At 66.5% G+C, this 22,890-nt stretch carries 19 protein-coding genes; 12 read left to right on the top strand and 7 right to left on the bottom strand.

Features of this window, described 5'->3' with window-relative positions; genetic code table 11:
- The 5 genes from K0S66_RS12135 to K0S66_RS12115 all read left to right on the top strand — a co-directional run.
- On the top strand, positions 1-4,459 hold a 4,459-nt coding region (locus tag K0S66_RS12135), incomplete at its 5' end, for a BapA/Bap/LapF family large adhesin (RefSeq protein ID WP_301075675.1).
- 160 nt (positions 4,460-4,619) lie between these two features.
- Positions 4,620-5,894 (top strand): TolC family outer membrane protein, encoded by a 1,275-nt coding sequence (locus K0S66_RS12130; RefSeq protein ID WP_301075673.1) that lies wholly within the window; start codon positions 4,620-4,622, stop codon positions 5,892-5,894.
- 20 nt (positions 5,895-5,914) lie between these two features.
- Positions 5,915-8,047: a type I secretion system permease/ATPase gene (locus K0S66_RS12125; protein ID WP_301075672.1), complete on the top strand. Its 2,133-nt coding sequence runs from the start codon at positions 5,915-5,917 to the stop codon at positions 8,045-8,047.
- Positions 8,044-9,243 (top strand): HlyD family efflux transporter periplasmic adaptor subunit, encoded by a 1,200-nt coding sequence (locus K0S66_RS12120; protein WP_301075671.1) that lies wholly within the window; start codon positions 8,044-8,046, stop codon positions 9,241-9,243. The genes K0S66_RS12125 and K0S66_RS12120 overlap by 4 nt, the downstream gene beginning before the upstream one ends.
- A gap of 113 nt (positions 9,244-9,356) precedes the next feature.
- Positions 9,357-9,818: a MarR family transcriptional regulator gene (locus K0S66_RS12115; RefSeq protein WP_301075670.1), complete on the top strand. Its 462-nt coding sequence runs from the start codon at positions 9,357-9,359 to the stop codon at positions 9,816-9,818.
- A 91-nt stretch (positions 9,819-9,909) separates the two neighbouring features.
- Here the strand turns inward: K0S66_RS12115 and K0S66_RS12110 are convergent, their stop codons facing one another.
- The 6 genes from K0S66_RS12110 to K0S66_RS12085 form a co-directional block, all read right to left on the bottom strand.
- Positions 9,910-10,482: a class I SAM-dependent methyltransferase gene (locus tag K0S66_RS12110; RefSeq protein WP_301075669.1), complete on the bottom strand. Its 573-nt coding sequence runs from the start codon at positions 10,480-10,482 to the stop codon at positions 9,910-9,912.
- Positions 10,479-11,135 (bottom strand): PIG-L family deacetylase, encoded by a 657-nt coding sequence (locus K0S66_RS12105; RefSeq protein WP_301075668.1) that lies wholly within the window; start codon positions 11,133-11,135, stop codon positions 10,479-10,481. Before K0S66_RS12105 ends, K0S66_RS12110 begins: the two co-directional genes overlap by 4 nt.
- The gene (locus K0S66_RS12100) at positions 11,132-12,115 is read right to left on the bottom strand and encodes an acyl-CoA dehydrogenase (RefSeq protein WP_301075667.1); all 984 of its coding nucleotides are present in this window, start codon (positions 12,113-12,115) and stop codon (positions 11,132-11,134) included. Before K0S66_RS12100 ends, K0S66_RS12105 begins: the two co-directional genes overlap by 4 nt.
- Positions 12,112-13,152: a glycosyltransferase gene (locus K0S66_RS12095; protein WP_301075666.1), complete on the bottom strand. Its 1,041-nt coding sequence runs from the start codon at positions 13,150-13,152 to the stop codon at positions 12,112-12,114. The genes K0S66_RS12100 and K0S66_RS12095 overlap by 4 nt, the downstream gene beginning before the upstream one ends.
- 169 nt (positions 13,153-13,321) lie before the next feature.
- Complete coding sequence (locus K0S66_RS12090) at positions 13,322-14,431, bottom strand: DUF5694 domain-containing protein (RefSeq protein WP_301075665.1); 1,110 nt, start codon at positions 14,429-14,431, stop codon at positions 13,322-13,324.
- A 51-nt stretch (positions 14,432-14,482) separates the two neighbouring features.
- Positions 14,483-14,896 carry a hypothetical protein gene (locus tag K0S66_RS12085; protein WP_301075664.1) on the bottom strand — a complete coding sequence of 138 codons (414 nt, stop codon included), beginning with the start codon at positions 14,894-14,896 and terminating at the stop codon, positions 14,483-14,485.
- A gap of 128 nt (positions 14,897-15,024) precedes the next feature.
- Here K0S66_RS12085 and K0S66_RS12080 point away from each other — a divergent pair, with 128 nt between their 5' ends.
- From K0S66_RS12080 to K0S66_RS12050, 7 genes are all read left to right on the top strand, one after another.
- Entirely contained in the window at positions 15,025-15,570 is a 546-nt protein-coding gene (locus K0S66_RS12080; RefSeq protein WP_301075663.1) for an ATP-binding protein, read from the top strand.
- Between the two features lie 147 nt (positions 15,571-15,717).
- Positions 15,718-16,077: a hypothetical protein gene (locus K0S66_RS12075; protein ID WP_301075662.1), complete on the top strand. Its 360-nt coding sequence runs from the start codon at positions 15,718-15,720 to the stop codon at positions 16,075-16,077.
- A gap of 123 nt (positions 16,078-16,200) precedes the next feature.
- Positions 16,201-16,971 carry a hypothetical protein gene (locus K0S66_RS12070; protein WP_301075661.1) on the top strand — a complete coding sequence of 257 codons (771 nt, stop codon included), beginning with the start codon at positions 16,201-16,203 and terminating at the stop codon, positions 16,969-16,971.
- 225 nt (positions 16,972-17,196) lie between these two features.
- The gene (locus tag K0S66_RS12065; RefSeq protein WP_301075660.1) at positions 17,197-17,790 is read left to right on the top strand and encodes a hypothetical protein; all 594 of its coding nucleotides are present in this window, start codon (positions 17,197-17,199) and stop codon (positions 17,788-17,790) included.
- A 170-nt stretch (positions 17,791-17,960) separates the two neighbouring features.
- Positions 17,961-18,371, top strand: coding sequence for a hypothetical protein (locus K0S66_RS12060; RefSeq protein WP_301075659.1), 411 nt, complete (start codon positions 17,961-17,963; stop codon positions 18,369-18,371).
- A 10-nt stretch (positions 18,372-18,381) separates the two neighbouring features.
- Positions 18,382-21,027, top strand: coding sequence for a TcfC E-set like domain-containing protein (locus K0S66_RS12055; protein ID WP_301075658.1), 2,646 nt, complete (start codon positions 18,382-18,384; stop codon positions 21,025-21,027).
- Positions 21,028-21,178: 151 nt separating this feature from the next.
- On the top strand, positions 21,179-21,502 hold the full coding sequence (locus K0S66_RS12050) for a ribonuclease E inhibitor RraB (protein ID WP_301075657.1): 324 nt from the start codon (positions 21,179-21,181) through the stop codon (positions 21,500-21,502).
- A 145-nt stretch (positions 21,503-21,647) separates the two neighbouring features.
- Here K0S66_RS12050 and K0S66_RS12045 read toward each other — a convergent pair whose 3' ends face one another.
- Positions 21,648-22,853 (bottom strand): hypothetical protein, encoded by a 1,206-nt coding sequence (locus K0S66_RS12045; RefSeq protein ID WP_301075655.1) that lies wholly within the window; start codon positions 22,851-22,853, stop codon positions 21,648-21,650.
- Between the last annotated feature and the right edge of the window lie 37 nt (positions 22,854-22,890).

Here is a 22,890-nt window from a genome sequence, read left to right as displayed (position 1 = left end):
CAATGGCGAAGCGCTGACGGTCACTCAGGCCGATGCCGCCAACAACGTCTCCCCCGCGATCACCCTGACCGCGCCTGACTTCACGGCGCCCGGAGCGCCCGCTGCCACCGTCGCACCCGACGGCGCCAGTGTCACCGGCACTGGCGAACCCGGCGCGACGGTGACTATCATCGATGAGAACGGAAGAGTCGTCGGCGTCGCAACGGTCGAGATCGACGGTACCTACAACACGCCGCTGACGCCGGCGCAGATTGACGGTGCAGCATTGTTCGTCTCGCAGCGTGATGCGGCCGGCAACGTATCGCCCTCGATCTCCGTGGCGACCCCGGACCTGACGGCGCCGGATGCGCCAACGCTCGGGATCAGCGCCGACGGCGCGACGGCATCAGGCCTGGGCGAGCCGGGCGCACGGCTCAGCATCACCGATGCGGCCGGCACCGTGGTAGGCACCACAACCGTCGCCGCCAATGGCACGTTCGTCGCGACGCTCAGCCCTGTTCAGAACAACGGGCAGGTACTGAGCGCGGTACAGACAGACGCGGCGGGCAACTTCTCTGCGCCCGCCACCGTGACGGCGCCGGACCTGGTGACGCCGGCTGCCCCCAATCTGGCGATCAACGCCGATGGCACGATCGCTACCGGGCTGGGCGAAGCGGACGCCCGGCTGGTCATCACCAACGCGGCCGGCGATGTCGTCGGCGCGGGCATCGTTGCGGCGGACGGCAGCTTTGCCATCGCGCTGTCACCCCCGCAGCGCAACGGCGAGCTGCTGTCGGCAACGCAGACCGATGCGGCCGGCAACCGGTCGCCGGCGGTAACGGCGAACGCACCCGACATCACACCCCCAGCGGTGCCGACCGGCGCGATTTCCGGCGACGGGACGCAGCTGATCGGGCGCGGCGAGGCTGGCGCGACAGTGACCGTCACGAGCACGGCCGGTGCGCCGCTTGGCTCGGCCGTGGTTCAGGCGGACGGCAGCTACACTGTCACCCTCACGCCCGCGCAGGGGAATGGCGAGACCGTGCGCATCGTTCAGACCGACGTCGCCGGCAACGCTTCGCCAGCGGCCTCGGCGCTCGCGCCTGATATCACGGCGCCGGGTGCGCCGGGTGTGGCCGTAGCGACCGACGGCACCAGCGTGACCGGCACCGGAGAGCCGGGCGCCGCCATCGTCATCCGCACGGCGGGCGGCGTTCAGGTCGGCAGCACCACTGTCGCCGCCGATGGCACCTGGTCGGCGGTCCTGGCCCCGCCGCAGGCCAATGGCGGCTCGCTCAGCGTCGTCCAGACCGATGCTGCCGGGAACACGTCTCCCGCCACCGTCGCGCCGGCACCCGACATCACGCCGCCGCTCGCCCCGCAGGCCGCGGTCTCCGGCGACGGCACGGCTATCACCGGCAGCGGCGAGCCGGGCACGACCGTTACCGTCACGACGGCGACGGGCACCCCGCTGGGAAGCGGAACGGTCAACGCGGATGGCAGCTTCAGCGTGCCGCTGACGCCTGCGCAGGCGAATGGCGAGCAGGTCCGCGTCACGCTCGCGGACGCCGCCGGCAATGCCTCGCCCGCAACGCCAGTACGCGCGCCCGACATCACGCCTCCGGGGGCGCCCAGCGCTGGCGTCTCGCCCGACGGGACGCAAGTCACCGGGCGCGGCGAGCCGGGCGCGACCGTCACGGTCAGCGGCGCGGATGGCGTGCTCGGCACCGCGGTGGTGCGCGCCAATGGCAGCTACAGTGTGACGCTTTCGACCGCGCAGACCAATGGCGAAACGCTCAGCGTCACGCAGCGCGATGCCGCGGGCAATGCGTCCGCACCAACGTCGGTATTGGCGCCTGACGGCACCGCGCCCGATGTACCGACGGCCGCCGTGACGCCCGATGGCCTGACGGTGGTCGGCACCGGCGTTGCCGGTTCGACCATCACGGTCACCGATTCAACCGGCGCCGTCATCGGCACCGCGAGTGTCTTGGGTGATGGCAGCTATACGGCGGTGCTGACCACGCCGCAGCGCAATGGCGAGCAATTGAACGTCACGCAGGCGGATGGCAGCGGCAACGTCTCGCCGCCGGTACCGGTGCTGGCGCCTGACATCACCCCGCCGGCGGCGCCCACCTTGCTCGTGGCGAGTGATGGCACGGCGGTGAGTGGCACCGGCGAGATCGGTGCGACGGTCATTGTCCGCACCGCCGACGGCACGCAGGTCGGCATCGCGACCGTCGCCGCCGATGGCACCTATGCGACGACGTTGACCCCGCCGCAGGCCAATGGCGGCACGCTCAGCGCGACGCAGGCCGACGCTACCGGCAACATCTCGCCCCCGATCACGGCAAACGCACCCGACATCACGCCGCCGCCGGCCCCGACGGGCGTGACCATCACCGCCGATGGTGCGACGGTAAACGGCAATGGCGAGGCAGGAGCCTCGGTCACGGTCCGTGGCCCGGGCAACACCGTGCTGGGGACCGGCACCGTTGCTGCTGATGGCAGCTTCAGCGTCACGCTCACCAGCGCGCAAGTCACCGGGGCTACCCTGTCCGTGTCGCTTGCGGATGCAGCGGGCAATCAGTCGCCCGCCGTTCCGCTGATCGCGCCGTTCGACATCATCGCGTTCAACAACACCGACACGGTGCCGATCGATCTCCTGCCCGTGACCAGCGACGTCGACTTCGGATCGGCCAATTATGTGGCGCTGGTATCGCTCGGCCTGCTCAATCTGGACGCCGCCGTGCTCGGCACCCCATCGGTCGCCTTCACCGTCGATCCGGGCCACAGCTTCGACGCGACCTTCACCTATGACGCGCTGTTATCGCTTGGGGTAATCAGCGGCTATTCGGTCGTGGTACAGCGCTTTGATGGCCGCAACTGGGTGGCGGCGGATGGCAACGGTTCCGCCTCGCTGCTTCAGCTCAGCCTGCTGGGCGGCGATATCGTGGCCTCGGGCACCTATGGCCCCGGGCAATATCGCGCCTTCCTGACCTTCCAGGGGACCCTGGGTGTCGGCGTACTCGGCAGCCTGAGCGTCGAGGGGGTCGATTCCGACTTCACGCAGATCGGCGGCATTGTGGCGGGTACGGCCACGGGCAACGTGATCACCGATCCGGGCGCCAGTGGCGAAGTCGATATCGTCAGCCCGCAGACGGCGGTGACGAGCGTCACAGTCAACGGCGCCACGACCGCCGTCGCGGCGGACGGGACCCGTGTCGACGGAGCGTTCGGCACCCTGATCATCAATCGCGACGGCAGCTACAGCTACACGCCGACGGCCGCGGCCAGCGCGATCGGGCAGACCGAACGGATCGTCTATACGCTGCTCGACCCCAGCGACGGTGAAACGGAAAGCGCCACGCTGTCGATCGCCATCACCAGCGCGGACATACCCGCCGCGCCGGTGGCAACGAACGACACCGACACAGCAACGGTCACGTATCGCAACGTCGAGACGACGGTACCGTCGGCGCTCGAATTCAGCTTCAACACGCCGCTCGGTCTGGTGATCGCGCCGGCGACCCGTTCGGGCAGCGACAGCTTCACCGTCGGTGCCAACACCGTGTCCGATGTCACGATCACGGCGGTTCGCACGGGGCTGTTGTCGGTTCTGCCGACCTACACCATCACCGTCACGGACGCTGCGACCAATGCCGTGGTCCGCACCGTGTCGCAGACGGCAGTGGCGGGATTGCCGCTGGGTTTGGGCGTCACCACCACGCTCAACGACCTGCCGGCCGGCACGTACAATTATACGGTGTCGACGACGAACGTCCTTGGCACGGCCTATAACACCAGCGTCTATGTCGGTCAGACGATCACGTATCTGAATGACTTCGTGGTCGCGACGACCGGCACGGCAGAGGGAAGCCTGCTGGCCAACGATGCCGCCGGCACAGCGTTCGTCACGCTGCGGGTCGACGGCGGCGGGGGCTTTGTCGAGGTGAGCGACGGGGGTGCGCAGATCGCCGGGCGCTTCGGAACGCTGACGATCGATGAAGCGGGCAATTACGTCTATCAGCCCAGCAGCAGCCTTGCCTATTCCGCCAGCGATCTCGTTGACAGCTTCACCTACCAGATCGTTCAGCCCAACGGTGCGGTTGCCACGGCAACGCTGAGCGTGACGATCGATGTGCCTGGCGACGGGCTGTCCGCACAAGGCGCGCCAGTGGAGGCGATCGTGCTCGACGCGTTCGACCTGGGTGACAATGACGCTGTGCTCGCCGGCGCAGGGGAGGAAGCTGACTTCAGCGACCTGGTGCTGCTGGAGGATCCGGGCGAAATCGAGGCCGTACTCGCAGATTATCTGCGCGGTACCGATCCCGAGGCGGCCGACACGCTGGTCGCTGAGCCGGCCGCTGCACCGCTGGGGACGCTGGACCCCGCGTTCGGCTCTGGCGATCCGATGGCCTATCTCGTCCTCGCCGAGGATCTCGAGCGCAATCGTCCCCAGGAGCACTCACAATTCTGAATGGAGCAACGGCAACACAATGTAAGATAAGAAGTTTGCTCTCTGTTAACCAGTTGCGGCCACACTTGGTCCATTAGGAGTAAAGGGTGGCCGCGGCATGATTACGCCAACGTCTCGTATTCGTTTGCACCTTCGCCGCGTCATTAGCGCGGGCATTCTGGTGGCGCTCGTCCCTGGTGCGACGGCGCAACACATCGGAAAGGTGCAGGCGCAAGTTCTTCCGCCGTTGACGCTGGAACGCGCGGCGCGTCTCGCGCTCGAATGGCACCCGTCGGTGGTTCAGGCCGCCAGCGAGATCGGCATTCAGGAACAAGCCATCGCCGAGGCGCGCGCGGCTTATCTGCCGCAGGTGAGCGCGGGCGTCTCCAGCGGCTATGACAATCGCCTGGCCGAAGGCTGGCGCCCGCGCCCGCAAGTCGGGGCGCAGCAGATGCTGTTCGATTTCGGCAAGGTGCGCAGCGCGATCGCCGCCGCCCGATCGGGTCGGGACGCCGAACACGCCGAGCTTTTGCTGGCGATCGACGAACTGGTCCGCGAAACCGCCAATGCAGTGATCGAAATGCAGCGGTCGATCGCGCTGTACGCGGTTGCTGAGGAACAGCTTGCCAGCGTCGGGGGCATCGCCCGGCTGGTGCAGGACCGGTACGAGACGGGCGCCACCACTCAGTCCGATGCGCTGCAGGCGCAGGCCCGCGTCGAGGCCGCACGTGCCACCTTGGTCCAGATCGAGGCGGAACGCCGCCGCTGGGGCAGCAATCTAACCTATCTGCTGGCGCGTGATGCGCCGGGCGACGTGTCGGCCGATGTTCCGGCCTGGCTGGCGAGCGGTTGTTCGCGGCCCGCGCCGGACTGGACGGCTGTTCCGGCGGTCATGGCGGCTGACGCGCGCCAGGACTTCGCCGAGGCGCAGCTTCGCCGCAGCCGCGCGGATCGCCTGCCGACGCTGTCGCTGGGCGGTGACGCCTCGACCGACTTCACCTCGCCGTTCGGTGATCGCAGTCTCTACAATGTCGGATTGCGCGTGACGGGCAATGTATTCAATGGCGGCGCGATCCGCGCCCGCGTGCGCGGCGCCGATGCCGCCTTGTCGGCGGCACGGGCCGGTTCGCAGCGCGCCCGCCTGGAAAGCCGGCAGCGGCTGGCCGAGGCGCAGCAGCAGGTGTCCAGCCTGTCGGGTCTCACCGACATGCTCGCCGCCCGCCAGGCTGCGATGCTCGACACCGGGCGGCTCTACCGGCTGCAATATCTTGAAATGGGCACGCGTACGCTCGTCGACCTGCTCAACGCCGAACAGGAATTGCATGCGACCCGCTTCCAGGCGGTCAACACCGAACATGACCTGCGCCGCCTTCGGCTCGACTGTCTTTTCTACTCCGGCCAGTTGCGTGACGCGCTAGGCCTTGCCGGCGTGCGTGTTGCGGGGGTGACGATTTGACGGGCCCCGCAGAACTTCCCGTGCCGGGAACCAGGCTTCCGGCAGAGGCAGAACAATGGCTTGAAATGCTGACGCTGGCGGCCCGCCATTACGGCCTGCCGGTGTCGGTGCAGCGGGCACGGCTGGCCGGGGCCTGGCAGTCGGGCGGCACGCTGCAGCAACGGATTGCCGCGATCGCCCGCGCCAGTGGCTTATCGATCCGCCTGATCGAACCCAATGACCTTCGCTTGAACAGCCGCCGCCTGCCCGTGATCGCGGCGCTGGGGGACGGCGAGCTTGCGCTTGTCTCCGCACTGGATGGCGACGGGAACGCCACCTGCACCTTCTCGCGCGAGTCCGGCCTGCAGACCGAAGTGCCGGTTTCGCGGATCGAGGCGGAGGCCAGCTACTTCATCGTGCCGCGCCCGGCGCGGTCGGCGAAGGACGTTCGCGTCGACACCTATATCCGTCCCTATGAGACGCATTGGCTGCGTCGGATCCTGATGCGCGATGCGGGCGCCTATGGCCATGTCGCCATCGCCTCCACCGTCACGAACTGCCTCGGCCTTGCCGGGGTGCTTTTCTCGATGCAGGTTTATGACCGCGTGGTGCCGGCGCAATCGATGCCCACGCTCTACATCCTGTTCCTCGGGGTGCTGCTGGCAGTCGGCTTCGAATTTGCGCTGCGCCGCATGCGGGTCAACATCATCGACGTGCTCGGGAAGCGCGCCGACCTGCGGATTTCCGATCTGGTGTTCGGACATGCGATGCGGGTGCGCAACCGGATGCGGCCGACGTCCACCGGCACGTTCATCGCGCAGTTGCGGGATCTCGATCAGGTGCGCGACCTGCTGACCTCCACCACGGTCGCCGCGCTGGCCGACCTCCCCTTTTTCCTGTTCTTCCTCGCCATCTATTGGTTCATCGGCGGGCCGCTGGTGCTGGTCCCGCTGGCTGGCGTCATCCTGCTGATCTTGCCGGGCCTGCTGGCGCAGCGCCGCCTGCGCGCGCTTGCCACTGAATCGATGCGTGAATCCTCGCTGCGCAACGCGATGCTGGTGGAAACGGTGCAGGGCATCGAGGACATCAAGGCGCTACAGGCGGAAGACCGCTTCCAGCGCCAGTGGAACCACTATAACGCGGTGGCCGGCGAGGCGCAGCTCAAGTTGCGCGGCCTGACCAGCACGCTCACCAACTGGACGCAAAGCGTGCAGAACGCCGTCTATGCGACGGTGATCTTCGCCGGCGCGCCGATGGTGATAGCGGGTGACATGACGACGGGCGCCCTGGTCGCCGCGTCGATCCTGGGCTCACGCATGATGGCGCCGATGAGCCAGGTCACCCAGCTGCTCAGCCGTTATCAGCACGCCCGCATCGCGATGGGCAGCCTCGACCAGATCATGGCGCTGCCGGTCGACGCGCCGGAGGCCGAACATCGCATCCCGCTGCCGGTCGCCGCAGGACGGTATACGCTGCGCACGGCGTTGTTCGGTTATGCCGATCCCGATGCGCCTCCCGCCCTGCGGGTACCGCAACTGGAGATCCGCGCGGGAGAGAAGGTCGCGCTGCTCGGCCGCAATGGCGCTGGCAAATCCACCTTGCTGCAAGGATTGTCGGGCATGCTCCAGCCGGTCGGGGGCGAGGTCCTGCTCGATGACCTCGCGCTTCAGCAGATCGATCCGGCCGACGTCCGCCGCCATGTCGGGCTGCTGACGCAGAACAGCCGGTTGTTCCACGGGACGCTGCGGGAAAACCTGACGCTTGGCGCGCCGCACGCGTCTGACGAGGAAATCCTTTCGGTGCTCGCCATGGTGAGCGCGGACGGATTTGTCCGCCGGCTGCGCAACGGCCTGGAACATGTCGTGCTGGAAGGGGGACTGGGCCTGTCGGGCGGGCAGGTCCAGTCGCTGCTGCTCGCGCGGCTGTTGCTCCGTCAGCCCAACATCGTCCTGCTCGATGAACCCACCGCGGCAATGGACGAAAGCGCCGAACGCCAGTTCATCACCCGTTTTTCGGAATGGTGCGGCGACCGTACGGTGGTGATCGCGACGCATCGCATGCGCGTGCTTGATCTGGTCGACCGCATTCTCGTGATCGACAATGGTACGCTGGTCCTCGACCAGCCACGCGACGCCGCGCTCCAGCGCATGCGCGCAGGGGGGCGGGCGGCATGATCGCGCGGCCGGCACGCTCCCCCGCCGATCTGACGGACGCTTTTTCCGACGACGGGGCCACCCGCCTGCGATCGTCCGCGCAGCTGGTCTGGCTGCTCGCCGCGCTGGTCTTCGCCGCGCTCGCGTGGGCGTGGTTCGCGAAGCTGGACGAGGTGAGCACCGGCACCGGCAGGGTCGTGCCGACCAGTCGGGAACAGGTGATCCAGTCGCTGGAAGGCGGCATCCTGACCAAGCTGCCAGTGCGGCAGGACGATATCGTCGAGGCCGGACAAGTGCTGGCGCAACTGGATCCGACGCAGGCCGGGTCGACGGTGGATGAAAGCGCGGCGAAGTACCGCGCAGCGCTCGCCCGCAGCGCCCGGCTTCGCTCCGAGGTCGAAGGGACGCCGATCGCCTTTTCCGATGAACTGGCAAAGCACCCCGACCTCAAGGCGGTGGAGATCCGCCTGTACGATGCGCGGCGCCGCAGCTTGCGCAGCGCGGAGGGGCTGATCGATGAATCGCTCGCGCTGATCAATCGCGAGCTGGCGATCGGCGAGCGGCTGGTCTCGCTGGGTGCCGCGAGCAATGTCGAAGTGCTTCGGCTGAAGCGCCAACGGGCGGATCTCCAGCTCCGCAAATCCGACCTCAGGTCGCAATATATCGTCGAAGCACGCCAGGAACTGACCAAGGCGAACGAGGAGGTCGAGGCACTGGCCCCGGTGGTACGTGGTCGTTCCGACGCCTTGCGCCGGCTGACCGTGCGATCACCGGTGAGGGGCGTGGTCAAGAATATCGAAGTGTCGACCATCGGCGGTGTGATCCCGCCCAACGGGAAGATCATGGAAATCGTGCCGCTGGATGAACGGCTGCTCGTCGAAGCACGGCTGGCGCCGCGCGACATTGCGTTCATCCGTCCTGGCCAGCGCGCCAGCGTCAAGATCACCGCGTACGACTATTCGATCTTCGGCGGGCTCGAGGGACGGGTGGCGAGCATCTCGCCGGACACGATCCGCGATGAGGTGAACCCCGAAATCCATTATTACCGCGTGTTCGTGCGTACCGATGCCGATGCGCTGGTCGACAAGGCAGGCAAACGCCACGCCATCGGACCCGGAATGATCGCGACGGCCGACATTCACACCGGCAGCAAGACCGTGCTGCAATATCTTCTGAAGCCGCTCAACCGCGCCCGAGAGGCGCTGCGGGAGCGATAATCAGCCATGCAATTTCACCTCACCCGGCCGGGATCTAGGAACTCCCTGCGCGACAACGGAAGGCGCTATGACGAACGCATCACGAAACCCCCTGACGGCGGAGGTGACTGGTCATGAATGACGTGTTTGCCCAGTCGTCTCTCGCAGCGGACCGCCTCAAGCAGCTTGGCGGATCTCGACGGTCACAGCTTGCGGACCTCGCCCGCCACACGCTGAAGGTCCGCACCACCATCAATTCGCTGTATCCGGACGATCTGTTCCGCGATTCCGCCTGGGACATGATGCTGGAGCTGTTCGTCGCCCGGATGGAGGGGGAGCAGCTCTGCGTGAAGGACCTCGTCGTGATCAGCGGCGAAAGCCCGACCAGTGCCTTGCGCCGCATCGACCGCCTTCAGACCGAAGGCCTGATCCAGCGGCGGCTGGACCGGCGTGATCATCGCCGCCTGCGCGTGGACCTCACCGAGGCTGGTCATACCGCCATGGTGCTGATGCTGGAGCACCTCTACAACCTCGACGAACACGGTCAGCCGCAGGCGAAATCCGCCAAGTCATTCACGCCGCATCAGAAAGATTGACGAGACGGCAGTCGCGCAGAACCAGTGCGCATTGTCGAAGGCTCCGGCCTCTGGCGCGAACGTTTTGCGATGGCCCGGCGATGCGCCGCGATCAGGTGCACGCGAGCACCGTCCAGCGGCCGGTTTGGCGGACCGTGCGGCGCGACCAGCGGCGGTTGGTGGCGGTGATGAAGCGGGTGTGGATGCCCTCGGCGTGCTGCGCGAAATCGTAAAAGGTGATGCGGTGGTGGGCGAGCACCAGTCGGCCGCCGGGGCGCAGCCGTTCGGCCGCCTGCGCCGCCAGATCGCGCATGGCGCGCGGATCGAGATAATAAAGCAGCTCGGCGATCACGATCGCATCGTAGCGGTCGCGCGGCGGGGCGTCCGGCACGGCGAGCTGAAGCGCGCGGGCCCGGGGCGTATTCGCGGCGATCGCGCGCGCGACGAGCGCGGTTCCCTTTGCCGTCGCCTCGGTGGCATCAAGGCGTAGCGCGCGGGCGGCGAGGGCCTGGCTGTTGGACCCGTTGCCGGCGCCCAGCTCCAGCACGCGCCCGAGTGGGCCGGGGCCCAGCGCGTGGAGGATCGCGCGGCGCTTCACCACTTCGTCCGGCTTGTCCCAGGTCGACCAGGGATCCTCACTGTCGGCGAACTTGGCCTCGAAACCGGCAAGGTCGATCGGCTTCACCGCTGCCACCCGAACCGTTCGCGGGGCGCGGCAAAGGCGTTGAGATGGCGGTGCGTCATGGCAAAGCCCGCCTTGGCATCGGTGATCAATCCCGCCTGGGTGCGATAGCGGCGGATCGCGGCGCGCTTCATCAGTATCTCGTGCGAGGACAGCGCGACGTGCGGCCCGCGCAGGCGGCGGCCGGCGCCCTCGGGCCAGACGTGATAAGCGGCGCGCGCCTCGCCGCGGCGGGGGAGGGCGCGCAGCGCGGCCGCGACGGCGGCGTGATCAGGGTGCGCGTCGTCCGCCACCGGCCCAATGATCAGGTCCGGCGCGCGGCGGCGCAGCAGGGCGCGGCCCATCGCCAGTCGCAGCATGGCAGCGCGGCTGCCGAGCGCGCCGTCGGGCAGGCCGACGAACCGGATCGCGGCCGGCGTGATGCCCAGCGGGCGAAGCACACGCCGCGTCTCGCGCCGGCGCTGGGCGACGAGGCGGGCAGGGGGCCAGCGGCGGCTTTCGGGGTGAGACGCGCCACCATCGCTGACCACCACCACCTCCACTGCGGCGCCGCGCGCGCGCAGCCGCCGCATCAGCGCCCAGGCAGCGATGGCCTCGTCATCGGGATGCGGCGCGACCACCAGCAGGCGGCGCACCCGGCCGAGCGCGGGCCTCACAGCGTTGGGGTCAGCACGCCGGCGGCGACTGCGGCGCCGGCGCGGTCGCGCTGCAAATCGGGCGCGGGCTGGCGCAGGTACACGGCAAGATCGGTCAGCGCGGCGTTGAGCGGATGATCGACGAACATCGCCTGCACGCCGACGGCCGCCTGCGACAGCGTCAACACCGTCTCCCCTGCCGCATAGACCGCAGAGCGCGCCGCGGCGACATAGGCCAGCGTCTCGTCCACGCGGTCGACGTTCCATGCCGCCGCGGCATTCGCGACCGCATCGGCAGCACCTTGCGCGGCACGGTAGAGGTCAGCCAGGCGGACGCGCTGAAGCGGATCGCTGTCACGGCCCTGGGCGACGAGATGGTCGCGCGTGCGATCGACCACGCCCGCGATCCCGCCAGCCTGGACCGACGCGAAGCGGACGGCCCCGCCGCTGAACCAGGGCTCGTGCGTATAATCACCCGGCCGGCCGATCATTGCCTCGGCCTCCAGCGGCGCGCCACTCCAACGGGCAAGATGCGTTTCGGACCGCTGCATCCCGCTGACCCGCCACCATGATCGGTCGATGTCGGGCGGCGTGCGGGTGAGATCCACCAGGAGCAGCTGCCGCCCGCCATCGGCGTCGACCGGAACCAGCGCATGGCTGAGCAGCCCGGCACCCGAGGCGAACGCCTTCGCGCCTGACAGCTGCCCGTCGGCAAACACCGCCGGCTCGCCGGGCTGGTCGGCGTTCCACACGCCGAACGCGCCGCCGCCGTGCGCCGCCTCTTCCGCCGCGGCGCGCTGCGCTGCCGTGCCGTAGCGCGCGACGATCTGAAGCGCGTCGACATGCCCTTCGAACAATCGCCCGAGCGGCAGATCGGTGCGCCCCACGCGGTAAAGCAGCCGCAGGAGCCGGAGCAGTCCCGCCGCGTCCCAAGGGTCAGCAATCCCGTCCAGTTCGGGCGTCAGCGCGGCGATATCGGCGCGGGTCAGCGCGCTCGTCATGCCGCGCCCTCCAGGCGGACTTGCTCCAGCCCGGCGATCAGCCGTTCGGCATGGGACAGTGTGACAGCGCGCATCCCGCCGGGCGGGGCGCCGACGATCCGTGCCGCAAATGCCTCCCCATTGGCGCATTCGGCCGCCACCGCGCTGACCTCCGCCAGGGGAAGCCGCAGCGACGTGGCGAGCCGGTCATAGCCGTCGCGCCCGTGACCATGACGTGCCTCCGCATGGAGGGTGTAGCGCCACGCCTCGTCCTCCGGATGGAACACGGCCGGTGCGTGATCGGTACGGTCGAACGCGGCGAGCTGCGCTGCGAAGCCGCCACTCACCCGGCCATTGCGCCTGGCCGATGTCGCGACATGCGCACGTGCGTCGCGGCGGAGCGACAGGCCTAGCCGGGCGGCGGCATCGGCCAGCGCCGCATCCTCGCCATGCACCAGCGGCGGAAACCCACCGGCAGTCCGATAGACGTGGCTCGTCATCGCCAGGCTGGCGGCGCTGGTCCAATGATGTGTGTCGGCAGCCTCCCACGTAACCGGATCGAGCCGGCGGCGAAGCGCGTGGAGGCGATCGTAATATGCCTCTAGCCGCGCCTGAAGCGGCGCCGCGCGGCCCGGGTGACGCACGATGCGCCCGGCCACGACATCCGCTCGCGCGAGCGCCGACAGATTGGCGGCGACCCAGTCAGGGGCGGGCTGACTGTCGGCATCGGTGGTCATCAGCACGCCGTCGGGCGCGATCGATAGCGCCATCGCCATCGCGCGCGCCCGCGCCAGCCCGGCGTTTGGCGGCCCGCCAGCCGTCTCGCACTGTGTGACGATTGGAAAAGGGAGTGTCGGGGCGAGGTGCTGGACAGTCGCGTGACTGTCATCGTCACAATTGTCGAACAACAAGGCGAGGGTGAACGGCGGCGCCCCGATCTGACGGGCGAGTGCGTCGAGGAGCCGCGGCAGCCGCTCGGCCTCGTTGCGGACCGGCACCGCGATCGCAATCTTGGCCGTGGTCACGAAGGTCGTATCGAACGCGCGCGGTTCATGCATTTTGCCCCTGATAACCCATGTTATACTCCCGAGTGCGCGTGCTGGTTTCAGCGCGGTCGGCGGTGGCGGCGCTTTCCTCCCGGCGCGCGGGCGCGTGCTGCGTCTTTTGACGGCTGGGCCTCTGATCGACGGGCAACCGAAGCGGCGTTACGCCAGCGAGCGCGGTGGCTCAGCGAAGCACCAGCGACGCATCCGCCAGGCGCACGTCATGCATCTGGTTCAGATAGGCGTCGAAATATCCCTTGTGGGAGGCGCCGACGATCGCGAGCAGCCGGCTGCCCGGATGATGGGCGAGCACGTCGCGGATATTGGCCACCATCCGCAGGTTCCGCGTCTCCCAAGAGCCGACATAGCGCCGGCCATAGCCGCCGGGGGAGGGCTCCGCGAGCGCGGCACCGAAATCGGATCGATACACCTGCATGGGTGTCTGCGGATCGTTCATCGAGCGATACATTTTCAGGATGCCGTCGGGCTGTGACAGGCCGGCCTGCAACCTTTTGTCTTCGTCCAGCCGCGCCTTGGTGGCGGGATTGTCCCACGCGCGCATCACCGCCGCCTCCGCGGCGACCTGGTCCGCCCCTAACGGGCCGTCGGCCGAATGATCATCGACGCTCCACAACCGCTCATGCTCGAGCCGCGCGGCGAGCACAGCGGCGATCAGGCTGTTCTCGTTGCGGCGATCCTTCAGCTGGTTCAGCGACGCGGCCAGGTCCGCCGTCAAGCCGTCGCCAGCACGCCGTTCGGCCTCGGGCAGGCGAAGCCATTGCACCAGCGCCGAGGCAGATTCACCGGCGGCAAGGAACACCGCCGCCAGGCGGCGACGCTGCGCCGGGGTCGGGGCGGCGGGCCACGCCGCCAGCAGCTTCTCGGCCTCGGCATTGGCGGCCGGTACGTCGAGCCCGATGGCGCGGCCAGCAGGCCCCGGATCGCGGCAATAATCCTCCACCGTGGAGGCATAGCGCACGGGATAACGGCGCAGGCTGTCGCATTGCAGCCCGGACAGCGCCTCCACGGTGATGGCGGTCGGCTTCCAGCGCGCGAGCCGGTCGAGCAGCGGCGCCAGCATCGCCGGCCGGAAGTTGTCATCCATCCCGGACAGATGCGTGGTGCCGAGCACCAGCACGTCATTGGGGGTGCCGGTCGGCGGTCCTTTCAGCTGCTCCGGCCGAAACGCCGGCCGATATTCCGGCGCAGCGCCTGCTGCGACCGCGACGCCTCCGGATAGGCCAACCAGCGCCAGCGTTGCGCCCAGCGTCCGCGACAGCAGGTGCCCCATCATCATCCCCTCCCTCGATCGTCGGGACGGAGCTAGACTTACTGTGTTATACGGTCAATACACCCTCGCGGCCCCCGCGCCGCGCGGCCAGAGGAAAGCGATCGAACCGAGGATGAAGCCCAGGAACGTCGCCTGAAGCGACACCGCCAGTCCGAAGGCCGGGATGCGCAGAACGACAAGCGCATAGCTGTTCGCGACGACATCAACGATCATGATCGCTGCCGCCAGCAGCAGTCCCGACCTCCTGTATCGCGACAGGAGCATCGCGATGACGAGTGCGTCCACGATAACCAGCGAGCTCCAGAATAGCTCAAGCAAGGGCGGCCCCCAAGCATAGGGCCGCCATCCACCGGTCAGGAAATCGCGCGCATGATTGAGTGCACCGATCGCAAAGCAGGCCACGTAAACCGCGAGAACCATCTTCGTGCGCACGTCTGAGCGCGTTGCCATGTCGACCAACCCATTCACGCCAGCGCGCGCCTGCCGACCCACTGGTCCGGTCTTCTGATCCTCTCGGAACCGCACCTCATGGTCGCGTTCCCGCCATGCTATAATCTTCTGCCAAATTGTACCTCACGCACATTAGGACAGGTAACATGCTGATCGTGTTCGCGGGACTTCCTGGCGCGGGTAAGTCCACGATCGCCAAGGCCCTGGCCGCAAGGAACGCGCTCACCTACGTTCGGATCGACGACATTAAGAACGCCTTGGCGCGCCATGTTTCGCCGGCGCGCCAAGTGGGCGCGGAGGGCTACCAAGTCGCCTATGCGGTCACCTTGGCCAACCTCAGGCTCGGGAACGGTGTTGTCGCCGACAGCGTGAACCCGGTCCGCGACAGCCGCCAGGGATGGAGACACGTCGCCGAGCAGGCCGACGTGTCGTTGCTGGAAGTGGAGTGTATCTGCAGCGACGAGGCGGAGCATCGCAGGCGCGTGGAAACCCGCGTGAGCGACATGGACGGATGGAGGCTCCCGTCCTGGGATGAGGTGCTGTCCCGGCAGTACGAGCCTTGGGAAACTGATCCGTTGGTGATCGACACCGCCTCGTCCAGCCCTGAGGCGGCGGTTCGAGAGATTGAGGCCCGCATCACGCTGGCGATCAACCAGAGACGGCTTAGCTCGTCGCTTGGCGACATGAGCTAGAATCGCCAGCCACGTCCCGCGTTAATCATGTCTGCGAATGCAACGGTAATACCTCTGCGTGCATTTCACGTTGATCGTGGAGCCAAATATATGCGCGCTTGGACCATTATTGGAGCAACGTTGACGCTGGTGACTACCTCACCCGCGATGGCGTCGGAGCTTGGCTCACGGGACTCCTCCACCTTCTCGATCACCGTCAACATACCCCCGATTGCCGCCGCGCTGGATGCTCAGGCAGAGGGAGCGGTCGGCCTGTGGACTGTGTCGTCCAATCAGGCCGCATTGATGATCAAGATGCCCGATCGTGTCTCCTCCGATGCCGACGTTGAAGCGGCGATCTTCAGTTCTGGAGGTGCGCTGTTCTCGTTGTCCGCGCCGCAGTCGCCGCTGGTCATCTCCGCGAAATCCAGCACGATCAAGAACGGCCTCAGGCGCGAGTCGTTCGCCTTGCGTGCCGCAGCCGACTCGAAAGCGAACGGCCTGACCGTGCTGGTGTCTGCTACCTAGCCGAACCGTTAGTCTCATTTTGGAACGCTAAGCCGCGGACACCCGGGCCGCGCAAATTGACTTAGGGTAGCTTCTCGCAAATTTGAGCCCCGCGGCCTGGGGGAAGGCCGGGGGAGATCTGTTTTGAGTCGCTTGACGGCGTACGCGCTTGGTATCGCCTCGGTCATCGGGTGCGCATCGACCCCTGCCCATGCTCAATTGGCGATCGATCGCCTGTGGGTCGACTTTGAGCCGGGTGCCGCCAATCGGGCGGACGTGGTCATTCGAAACGAGAGCAAAGACCGATATTATATCACGGTCACTCCTGTTGAGATCGTCGAGCCGGGAACGGATAGCGAAACGCGCGTTCAAACGGCGGACCCGGAAAAACTGGGTCTGCTTGTTTCTCCCAACCGATTGATCGTTGAACCCGGTGGGATGCGATCAATACGCGTCGTATCGCTGAACGAAGCGCTATCCAGCGACCGCGTGTATCGAGTCAAAGTCACTCCCCAAGTCGGCGCTATCGACGCGCCGGCGACGCAGGGCGATGCAAAGGGCGTGTCGGTCAAGTTGTTGACCGCCTATGACCTTCTCGTCACCGCCCGTCCGCCGAAGCCGAAGGCCGACATCCTGAACTCGCGGTCTGGCGATACGCTCACCCTCCAGAACAACGGCAACACGAATGTGCTTTTGTTTGAGGGGCGCGCTTGCCCCCAGGGCGTCAGGCCGCAAGCAGCAGATCCCGGCAAGGCCGCGGCGGCGCCGACCAACGGCTGTGTCGACCTCGGCGCGCGGCGTTTATACCCGGGGAACAGTTGGTCCATGCCGGTCCCGGCGGGAACTGCGCGCCTGTATTTCAAGCAGCGCACGAGCGCAGCGGCAGACCCACGGGACGTCGAATATTCTTGGTGACCCGCTGTTCGTTCCGATTCGGAACGCCTCGCCGCGCGCAGCGCGAGCACGAAACGCCAGCGGCACCCTCCGCGTCCTATAACGAAACACCGGCATGGTTAATGAGTTCCTAATCATAGTTGATGGCTACAACTCCCGAGTCTAGGTGATTCGCAGTGTCGAAGGCCGGCGGTGGATCGTTCACGTTGGCAAGAAGACGGCACGATCTGAATACAGGGGCCTGAAATGAAGAAAACGCTTGTTATTGCGGCTGCTCTGGCTGCGATGTCGTCGACGTCTGCCTTTGCTCAGTCGGCCGGCGATGGCCAGCTTTCGACCACGGCCAGCACTGCCGCGTTCGACATCACGACTATCATTCCGAAGATGGTTCGCATCTCCGGTCTGGAAGACATTTCTCTCAACGTCACCGCAGCCAATGTCGCCAACGCATCCGGCGCTCAGAACGTCGCTCAGCGCTTCTGCGTCTATTCGAACGACAGCGTAGACGGCCTGTACAAGCTGACCGTTGACGGCCAGGCTGGTGCAGAACTCAACACCGGCGAGGCGAAGTTCTCGCTCAGCGGCCCGAACAACACCACGCTGTCGTTCGCCCTTTGGGCTTCGGACCGCGCCAGTGACGTCTACTACAAGGGCACCGCGGCACCGGGCGTCGCAAAGAACATGCAGACCACCGCGGGTGGCCAGACCCGTCCGACGACGCTGAACTGCAATGGCACCGAGAATGCGTCGATGAACGTTCGCTTTACGAACGCTCGCATCCTCGCCGCACTCGCTGGTTCGTACACCGGCACGATGACGTTCACGGTGGCACCTCTCTGATGTGCTTGGGCGGGAGCGCGTCTCCCGCCCACACCTAAACTCTAGGGGGGGGTAAATTGTTGAGCCTCAGGCGCACGATCCGGACGCTTACGGTAGGCGGGCTGCTTATTGCGGCCACGTCGGTTGCCGCGCAGTCTGTGGTGCCGCCCTCGACGATTGCATCTCTCTCGATGAAGCCACCGCCGCAGCCGGAAGCTTCGGTGCGGGTCTTCTCGGGCAGGCAATTTCTCCCGTCTTCGGTGTCGGAGCTGGTGAATGGTGCAACGGCCAGTATTTGCACGGCAAGCTCGACGGGCCGGTTCCGGCTGAAGATCGCGAGCGAGACGGGTGGAAGCCTGATCGGTCCTGATCCCCGCTCCGCGTTAAGCTATCGTGTCAGTTTCCGTGATCCGACGGGCACTGAACATGAAAAGGCGATGACCGCTGGAGAGTTGGTCTTTGAAGGTCGCTCGCCAGGCGTTGCCGATTGCGGACGTGGCGCCAACGCTGAACTGTCGATCCGCAGCACAGACCAGCAGATTTCATCCTCGCTTGCCGGCCGATACTTCGAGAGAATTCGCCTGACGATCGAACCCTTCTGAGTCGACGGGCGTGAGTATTCGCGGCTTCCTGAACGCGTCAAGCGCACTGTTGCTGGTTTGGAGCAGCGCCAGCATCGCTCAAGAGCGTGGCGCACAAGCCGAAAACGCGCGTCTGGGCGAGCTGAAGACTGGGGTTCCCGCCGGTTTCGAAGACGTGGACACGTCGCTGTCGACGCAATTCGATTTGGTTTTTCAGCAGCAAGTGGTCGGCGGGTTCGCCGGCACGGTTAAGAATGGCCGCTTTCGCTTCGAAGACCCGACAGCCGTCGCACGCGCTTTGGGTACAACGGTCGTCACCGCCGCCGCGGCTGAATTTCTGGCGCAGGACTTCTCGACCAACGAACAGTTCCGGTGTCGTCCGGGCGTAGCCGCGGCAATCGGCTGTGGCATTCTTCCCACCGGCATTTCTGGCGTCATCGTGGATGTCGACAGCTTCTCCGTTTCGCTGTTCCTCCCACGAGAAGTGCTTGTCTCCCGCGCCGTGGCCGTACGTGAGTTGGGCGATCCCTATCCTGGCTTCTCGCTGATCCAGAACGTCCAGATGTCCGCAGCGTCGCAAGGTGGGTTCGGCGCGGTTACCTTTGGCGGCACCTTCACCACGCTGGCCAGTGTCGGGCGAAATGCGCTGATCGCACGCACCACCTTGACCGACGTCGGCGGCTTCCGCAGCGAAGAACTGTATGCGCAGCGCCTATGGGGAGAACGTCGCGCCGCGCTCGGCCTGCTCCAGGACTATCAGACTCTTACACTGAACAGCTACCGTATGATCGGCGGAGAGTTCGGATCCTATTTCGGAACTCTGATCGATCCGGCCGTGGATACGGCAACGCCGATCGAAGTGCTGTTGCCGCGCCGCGCCCAGGTAGAAATCTACCGCTACGGAGTGCTGGTGGCGAGCGGACAGTATGAGGCGGGCCTTCAGTTACTCGACACCCGGGCGCTGCCAGACGGGACCTATAGCGTGCAGGTCATTGCCCGGGATGGGGAGCAGATACTGCTCGATCAGACCCGCACGTTTTCGCGTCTGACGGGCGGCGTCCCAATGGGGAAGACGGGCTTCCGCTTCCGCGCGGGGCAACGCGTTCGCGACACGGTATTCAGCAATCTGCTGGCAACTGGGGGAGGTGGCTTCTTCCCGTCGACGACGGGTGAGCTGATCCTGTCCGGTTCAGTCCAGCGCCGGCTAAGCTCGGCGATCGGCGCAGGTCTGTCGATCACCAGTTTCGATCAGCGCGCCTTTGGAGAAGCGACCGTTGAAGTCAACAAAGGTCGGCTCACCGGGCTGTTTGGCGGCGGGCTTGGCACAGGCGGCGCCTATTCGGCGCTGGTCAGCGGCAGCATGCAGCTGGAGCGCGTCAGCTTCTTTTTGACCGCGCGGCGAACGCGCGTGGACGACGTGCCGCGGCTTACGCCTGAGCAGCTGAGCCGGGCAGCGTATCAACCCTATTACACCGACCAGGATACGGTGTTCGGCTCGGTCCAGAGCCAGATTCTTGGTGGCGCGCTCAGCTTGAACGGAAGTTACAGTCGTACCCGCGGCTTGGATGACCGCTACACGGCTGCCTTGCAATATACCCGTCAACTCATCCTGCCGTGGACAGGCGGCGCCTTGATGAGCGCAGTTGTCTCTCGATCGAACTTCGATACGCGCGTGGGCATATCAATCTCCTTCTTCAAGCGTGTCGACCGTAAGACGAACGCATCGTTCAACATGGGCGGTCAATATGTGTCTGAGGCGATCCCCGGGAGTGGCCGCAACGGATTCTCCCCCATCGCGGACGCGAAGTTGACGCGATATGAGCGGATCGCCGACGTGGACGTGGTCGGCGAACTCGGCGCCGCCACCGATGTCGATAGCGATCGGGCCACTGCGCGGGTCGTTGCCGCCTCACGGTATGGCGCCGCCGACCTGTCGGGCCAGTGGCAATCCGGCGCGTTCGGCTCAAGCCAGGTAAGCTTCCAGACGAACATCGAAACAGGATTCGCCTTTGGCGGCGGCGCCTTGAAGCTCGGATTGCGCAACCCGGCAGAAGCAATGGTTTTGGTCGACCTGACCAAGGCCCCGCCGGTCAAGGCGGCGTCGCGCGTAGAAGACCTAGTCGAGACGACGGAGACCGCCGCCTCGGAGGCCGAAGATCCGGGCGCACAGCCGGCAATAGGGCTGCGACAGGCCGCGCGTCCGCGGACGGTTGCAGAAGGCGGCTATCGCATCACCATCGATGGCCGGCCTTTCGACTATGCCGGGCCAGGCAGCCGAACGGCTATCGGTGTTGCGCCTCTCCGCGAATATGTAGTCGGGCTCAAGCCGGAGGGGGCTCCGGAGTTTGATCTCGATGCGACGCAGCGTCCGGTCACCCTCTATCCAGGAAATGTGGCGCGCGTGCGCTTCCAGGCCCAGCGCGTGGTCACCATCTTCGGCCAGATTGTCTCGGCGCAAGGCGCACCACTGGCCTCTGCCCGTGTGGAAGGCGCCAACGACGTCGCAATCACCGACGATCGCGGCTTCTTTACGGTGACGGCTCCCGCCACCGGGCAGATTGCCGTTCGCGCCGCTGATGGCAGCGCCTGCGTGACGCAGCAGGTCGTCGATCTGGTGGATTTGAACGCGCCGGTGCTCGTGCACCGCGCCGGAACCATCGCGTGCGCACGACAGTAAACCGCGAGTGGATGCTGGCCCAGTAAAGGCCTTTGTCCGGCTTCAACCCAAGCGATACTCACTTCGGAAAGTTACTCATCTCCGGCGGGATAATAACCGAAATCGGCGACAACTTCACCGAAATGAAAGGCGAGGGTTCGACGTTCGCCGCATGGCGCTGTACGATGACAATGCCGACGTGCTGCGGGACATGGCTGCCGCTGGCGAAGACCTTCGCACGCCGCGGGCGATGGATTTCAGTTATCTGTTCCCGACGCGCGAGGGGGCGATTTCCTTCGCGCGGCGTGCTGACGCGCACGGTTTTGCTCCCGGGGTGCGGCCTTATGACAAGCCCGGCTTCCCCTTCGATGTGACGGTCACGACTGAACCAGTGGTACCGACCTGTGATCTGGTCACCGACATCGAACAGCGCCTTGCCGCGATCGCCGCCGAGTCCGGAGGCATGCCCGACGGCTGGGGCTGTATGGCGCAGTGAGCGGCGACGACTAGCCGAGGCTCGCACGCCGTCGCGCGGCGCGCTCCTTGTCCGGTAAAATGCCGTCCTGCCGTCGCCCAGCGGCTGCCATTCTCTGCTATGGCCGTCGTGATTGGGGGAGGGCAGGCCAGCGGCGCATCGCCGCTCAATAGGCCCAGTCGAGCTGAACCCATGTCTTGTCGGTGTCGGTCGCGAAGCTGTCGGCACGATAGCGCGCGTGGCGCAGCGACACGAGCGCCCGGCGCACCTTCACGCTGGCGAGCAGGTCCACTTCCGTCCCGTACCGCTCGCCGAGCCGATCGCTGCGGAAGCGGTGCCACGTCCCGCCCAGCGTGATCGCGTCCGCGCCCAGCACGTTCTTCCACCCATAACCGCCACCCAGGTACAGGTCGCGCACGCCATTGGGCGGCGTGGTCAGGAACTTGTCCGCCCAGCCCTGAAACTTGAAATTGGTGCCGAGCGGCGTCTGGAAACTCGTCAGCGCCGTGCCATTGTCGGCCCCCAGCACTTCATAGCCGGCATTGAGCGACCAGCCCGATACGGTCAGCGTCGCATCGGCAAGGTAATAGTTCGCGCTGTAGCTATTGGGGTTGCGCCGCCAGTCGCTTTGCCGCGCATAGCTCAGCTGCCAGGCGAGCTTCGCCGCGGGCGAGAGCGCGCGCGATCCGGCCAGCCGCGCGCCATAGCTCTGGCTGGACAGCCGGTACCCCTGCACCGCCGCCTCGTCCTGATCGACCAGATAGGCAAAGCCGGTGAGCGTGCCGATCGGCGTCGCATAGGAAAGGTTGGCAAAGACATTGTCGCCGCCGATCGCGGTCGGGCGCGCGCCGGTGCCATTGATCCCCCAGATCGTCCGCACGCTCCACGCATAGGTCACGTCGAGCTTCAGCGCGGGCAGCGGCGTCACTTCGGCGCGTACCGCGTCAAATGTCTGCGCGTTGTCGCGAAAACCGACGTTGCCGACGAAGCGCTCATCATCGAGGATGATCCGCTGCCGCCCCGCTGTCACCGCAAATGCCTCGCCCTGATAGCGAAGCTGCGCCCGGTAGAGCGCGATATTCTCCGGATCGGCGACCAGCGGGCGCGAGGGGTCGCCGGTCACGCCGTCATAATAACGGTCGACCGCGGCGAGCGTGCCCTGCGCCTCAACCAGCGCGCTCCATCCGCCCAGTGTCGCCTCCACCCCGCTGCGGATCCGGATCGTCAGCGCATCGGCGTCGCGGGTCAGCCCGTCCTGATCGACATGTTCGTACCGCACCCGCGCATCGACGAGCGGTTTCAGCTCAACGTCCTGCGCATAGGCGGGCCCGGCCAGCACCAGCGCGGTAATCGGAACGGCAAGGTATTTCACCACGAGTTCCTCCGTCGGCGATGCCCATGGGCCGGAT

It is taken from the genome of Sphingomonas sp. (assembly GCF_029239295.1).
Lineage (GTDB): Bacteria > Pseudomonadota > Alphaproteobacteria > Sphingomonadales > Sphingomonadaceae > Sphingomonas.
Note: the sequence above shows the minus strand (reverse complement) of the source record. Positions and strands in the feature narration are given on the sequence as shown.

Coding starts and splice junctions, on each gene's coding strand:
- K0S66_RS12120 (WP_301075671.1), top strand. CDS start 8,044: ATGATCGCGCGGCCGGCACGCTCCCCCGCCGATCTGACGGACGCTTTT.
- K0S66_RS12115 (WP_301075670.1), top strand. CDS start 9,357: ATGAATGACGTGTTTGCCCAGTCGTCTCTCGCAGCGGACCGCCTCAAG.
- K0S66_RS12100 (WP_301075667.1), bottom strand. CDS start 12,115: ATGACGAGCGCGCTGACCCGCGCCGATATCGCCGCGCTGACGCCCGAA.
- K0S66_RS12095 (WP_301075666.1), bottom strand. CDS start 13,152: ATGCATGAACCGCGCGCGTTCGATACGACCTTCGTGACCACGGCCAAG.
- K0S66_RS12090 (WP_301075665.1), bottom strand. CDS start 14,431: ATGATGGGGCACCTGCTGTCGCGGACGCTGGGCGCAACGCTGGCGCTG.
- K0S66_RS12080 (WP_301075663.1), top strand. CDS start 15,025: ATGCTGATCGTGTTCGCGGGACTTCCTGGCGCGGGTAAGTCCACGATC.
- K0S66_RS12075 (WP_301075662.1), top strand. CDS start 15,718: ATGGCGTCGGAGCTTGGCTCACGGGACTCCTCCACCTTCTCGATCACC.
- K0S66_RS12065 (WP_301075660.1), top strand. CDS start 17,197: ATGAAGAAAACGCTTGTTATTGCGGCTGCTCTGGCTGCGATGTCGTCG.
- K0S66_RS12060 (WP_301075659.1), top strand. CDS start 17,961: ATGAAGCCACCGCCGCAGCCGGAAGCTTCGGTGCGGGTCTTCTCGGGC.
- K0S66_RS12050 (WP_301075657.1), top strand. CDS start 21,179: ATGGCGCTGTACGATGACAATGCCGACGTGCTGCGGGACATGGCTGCC.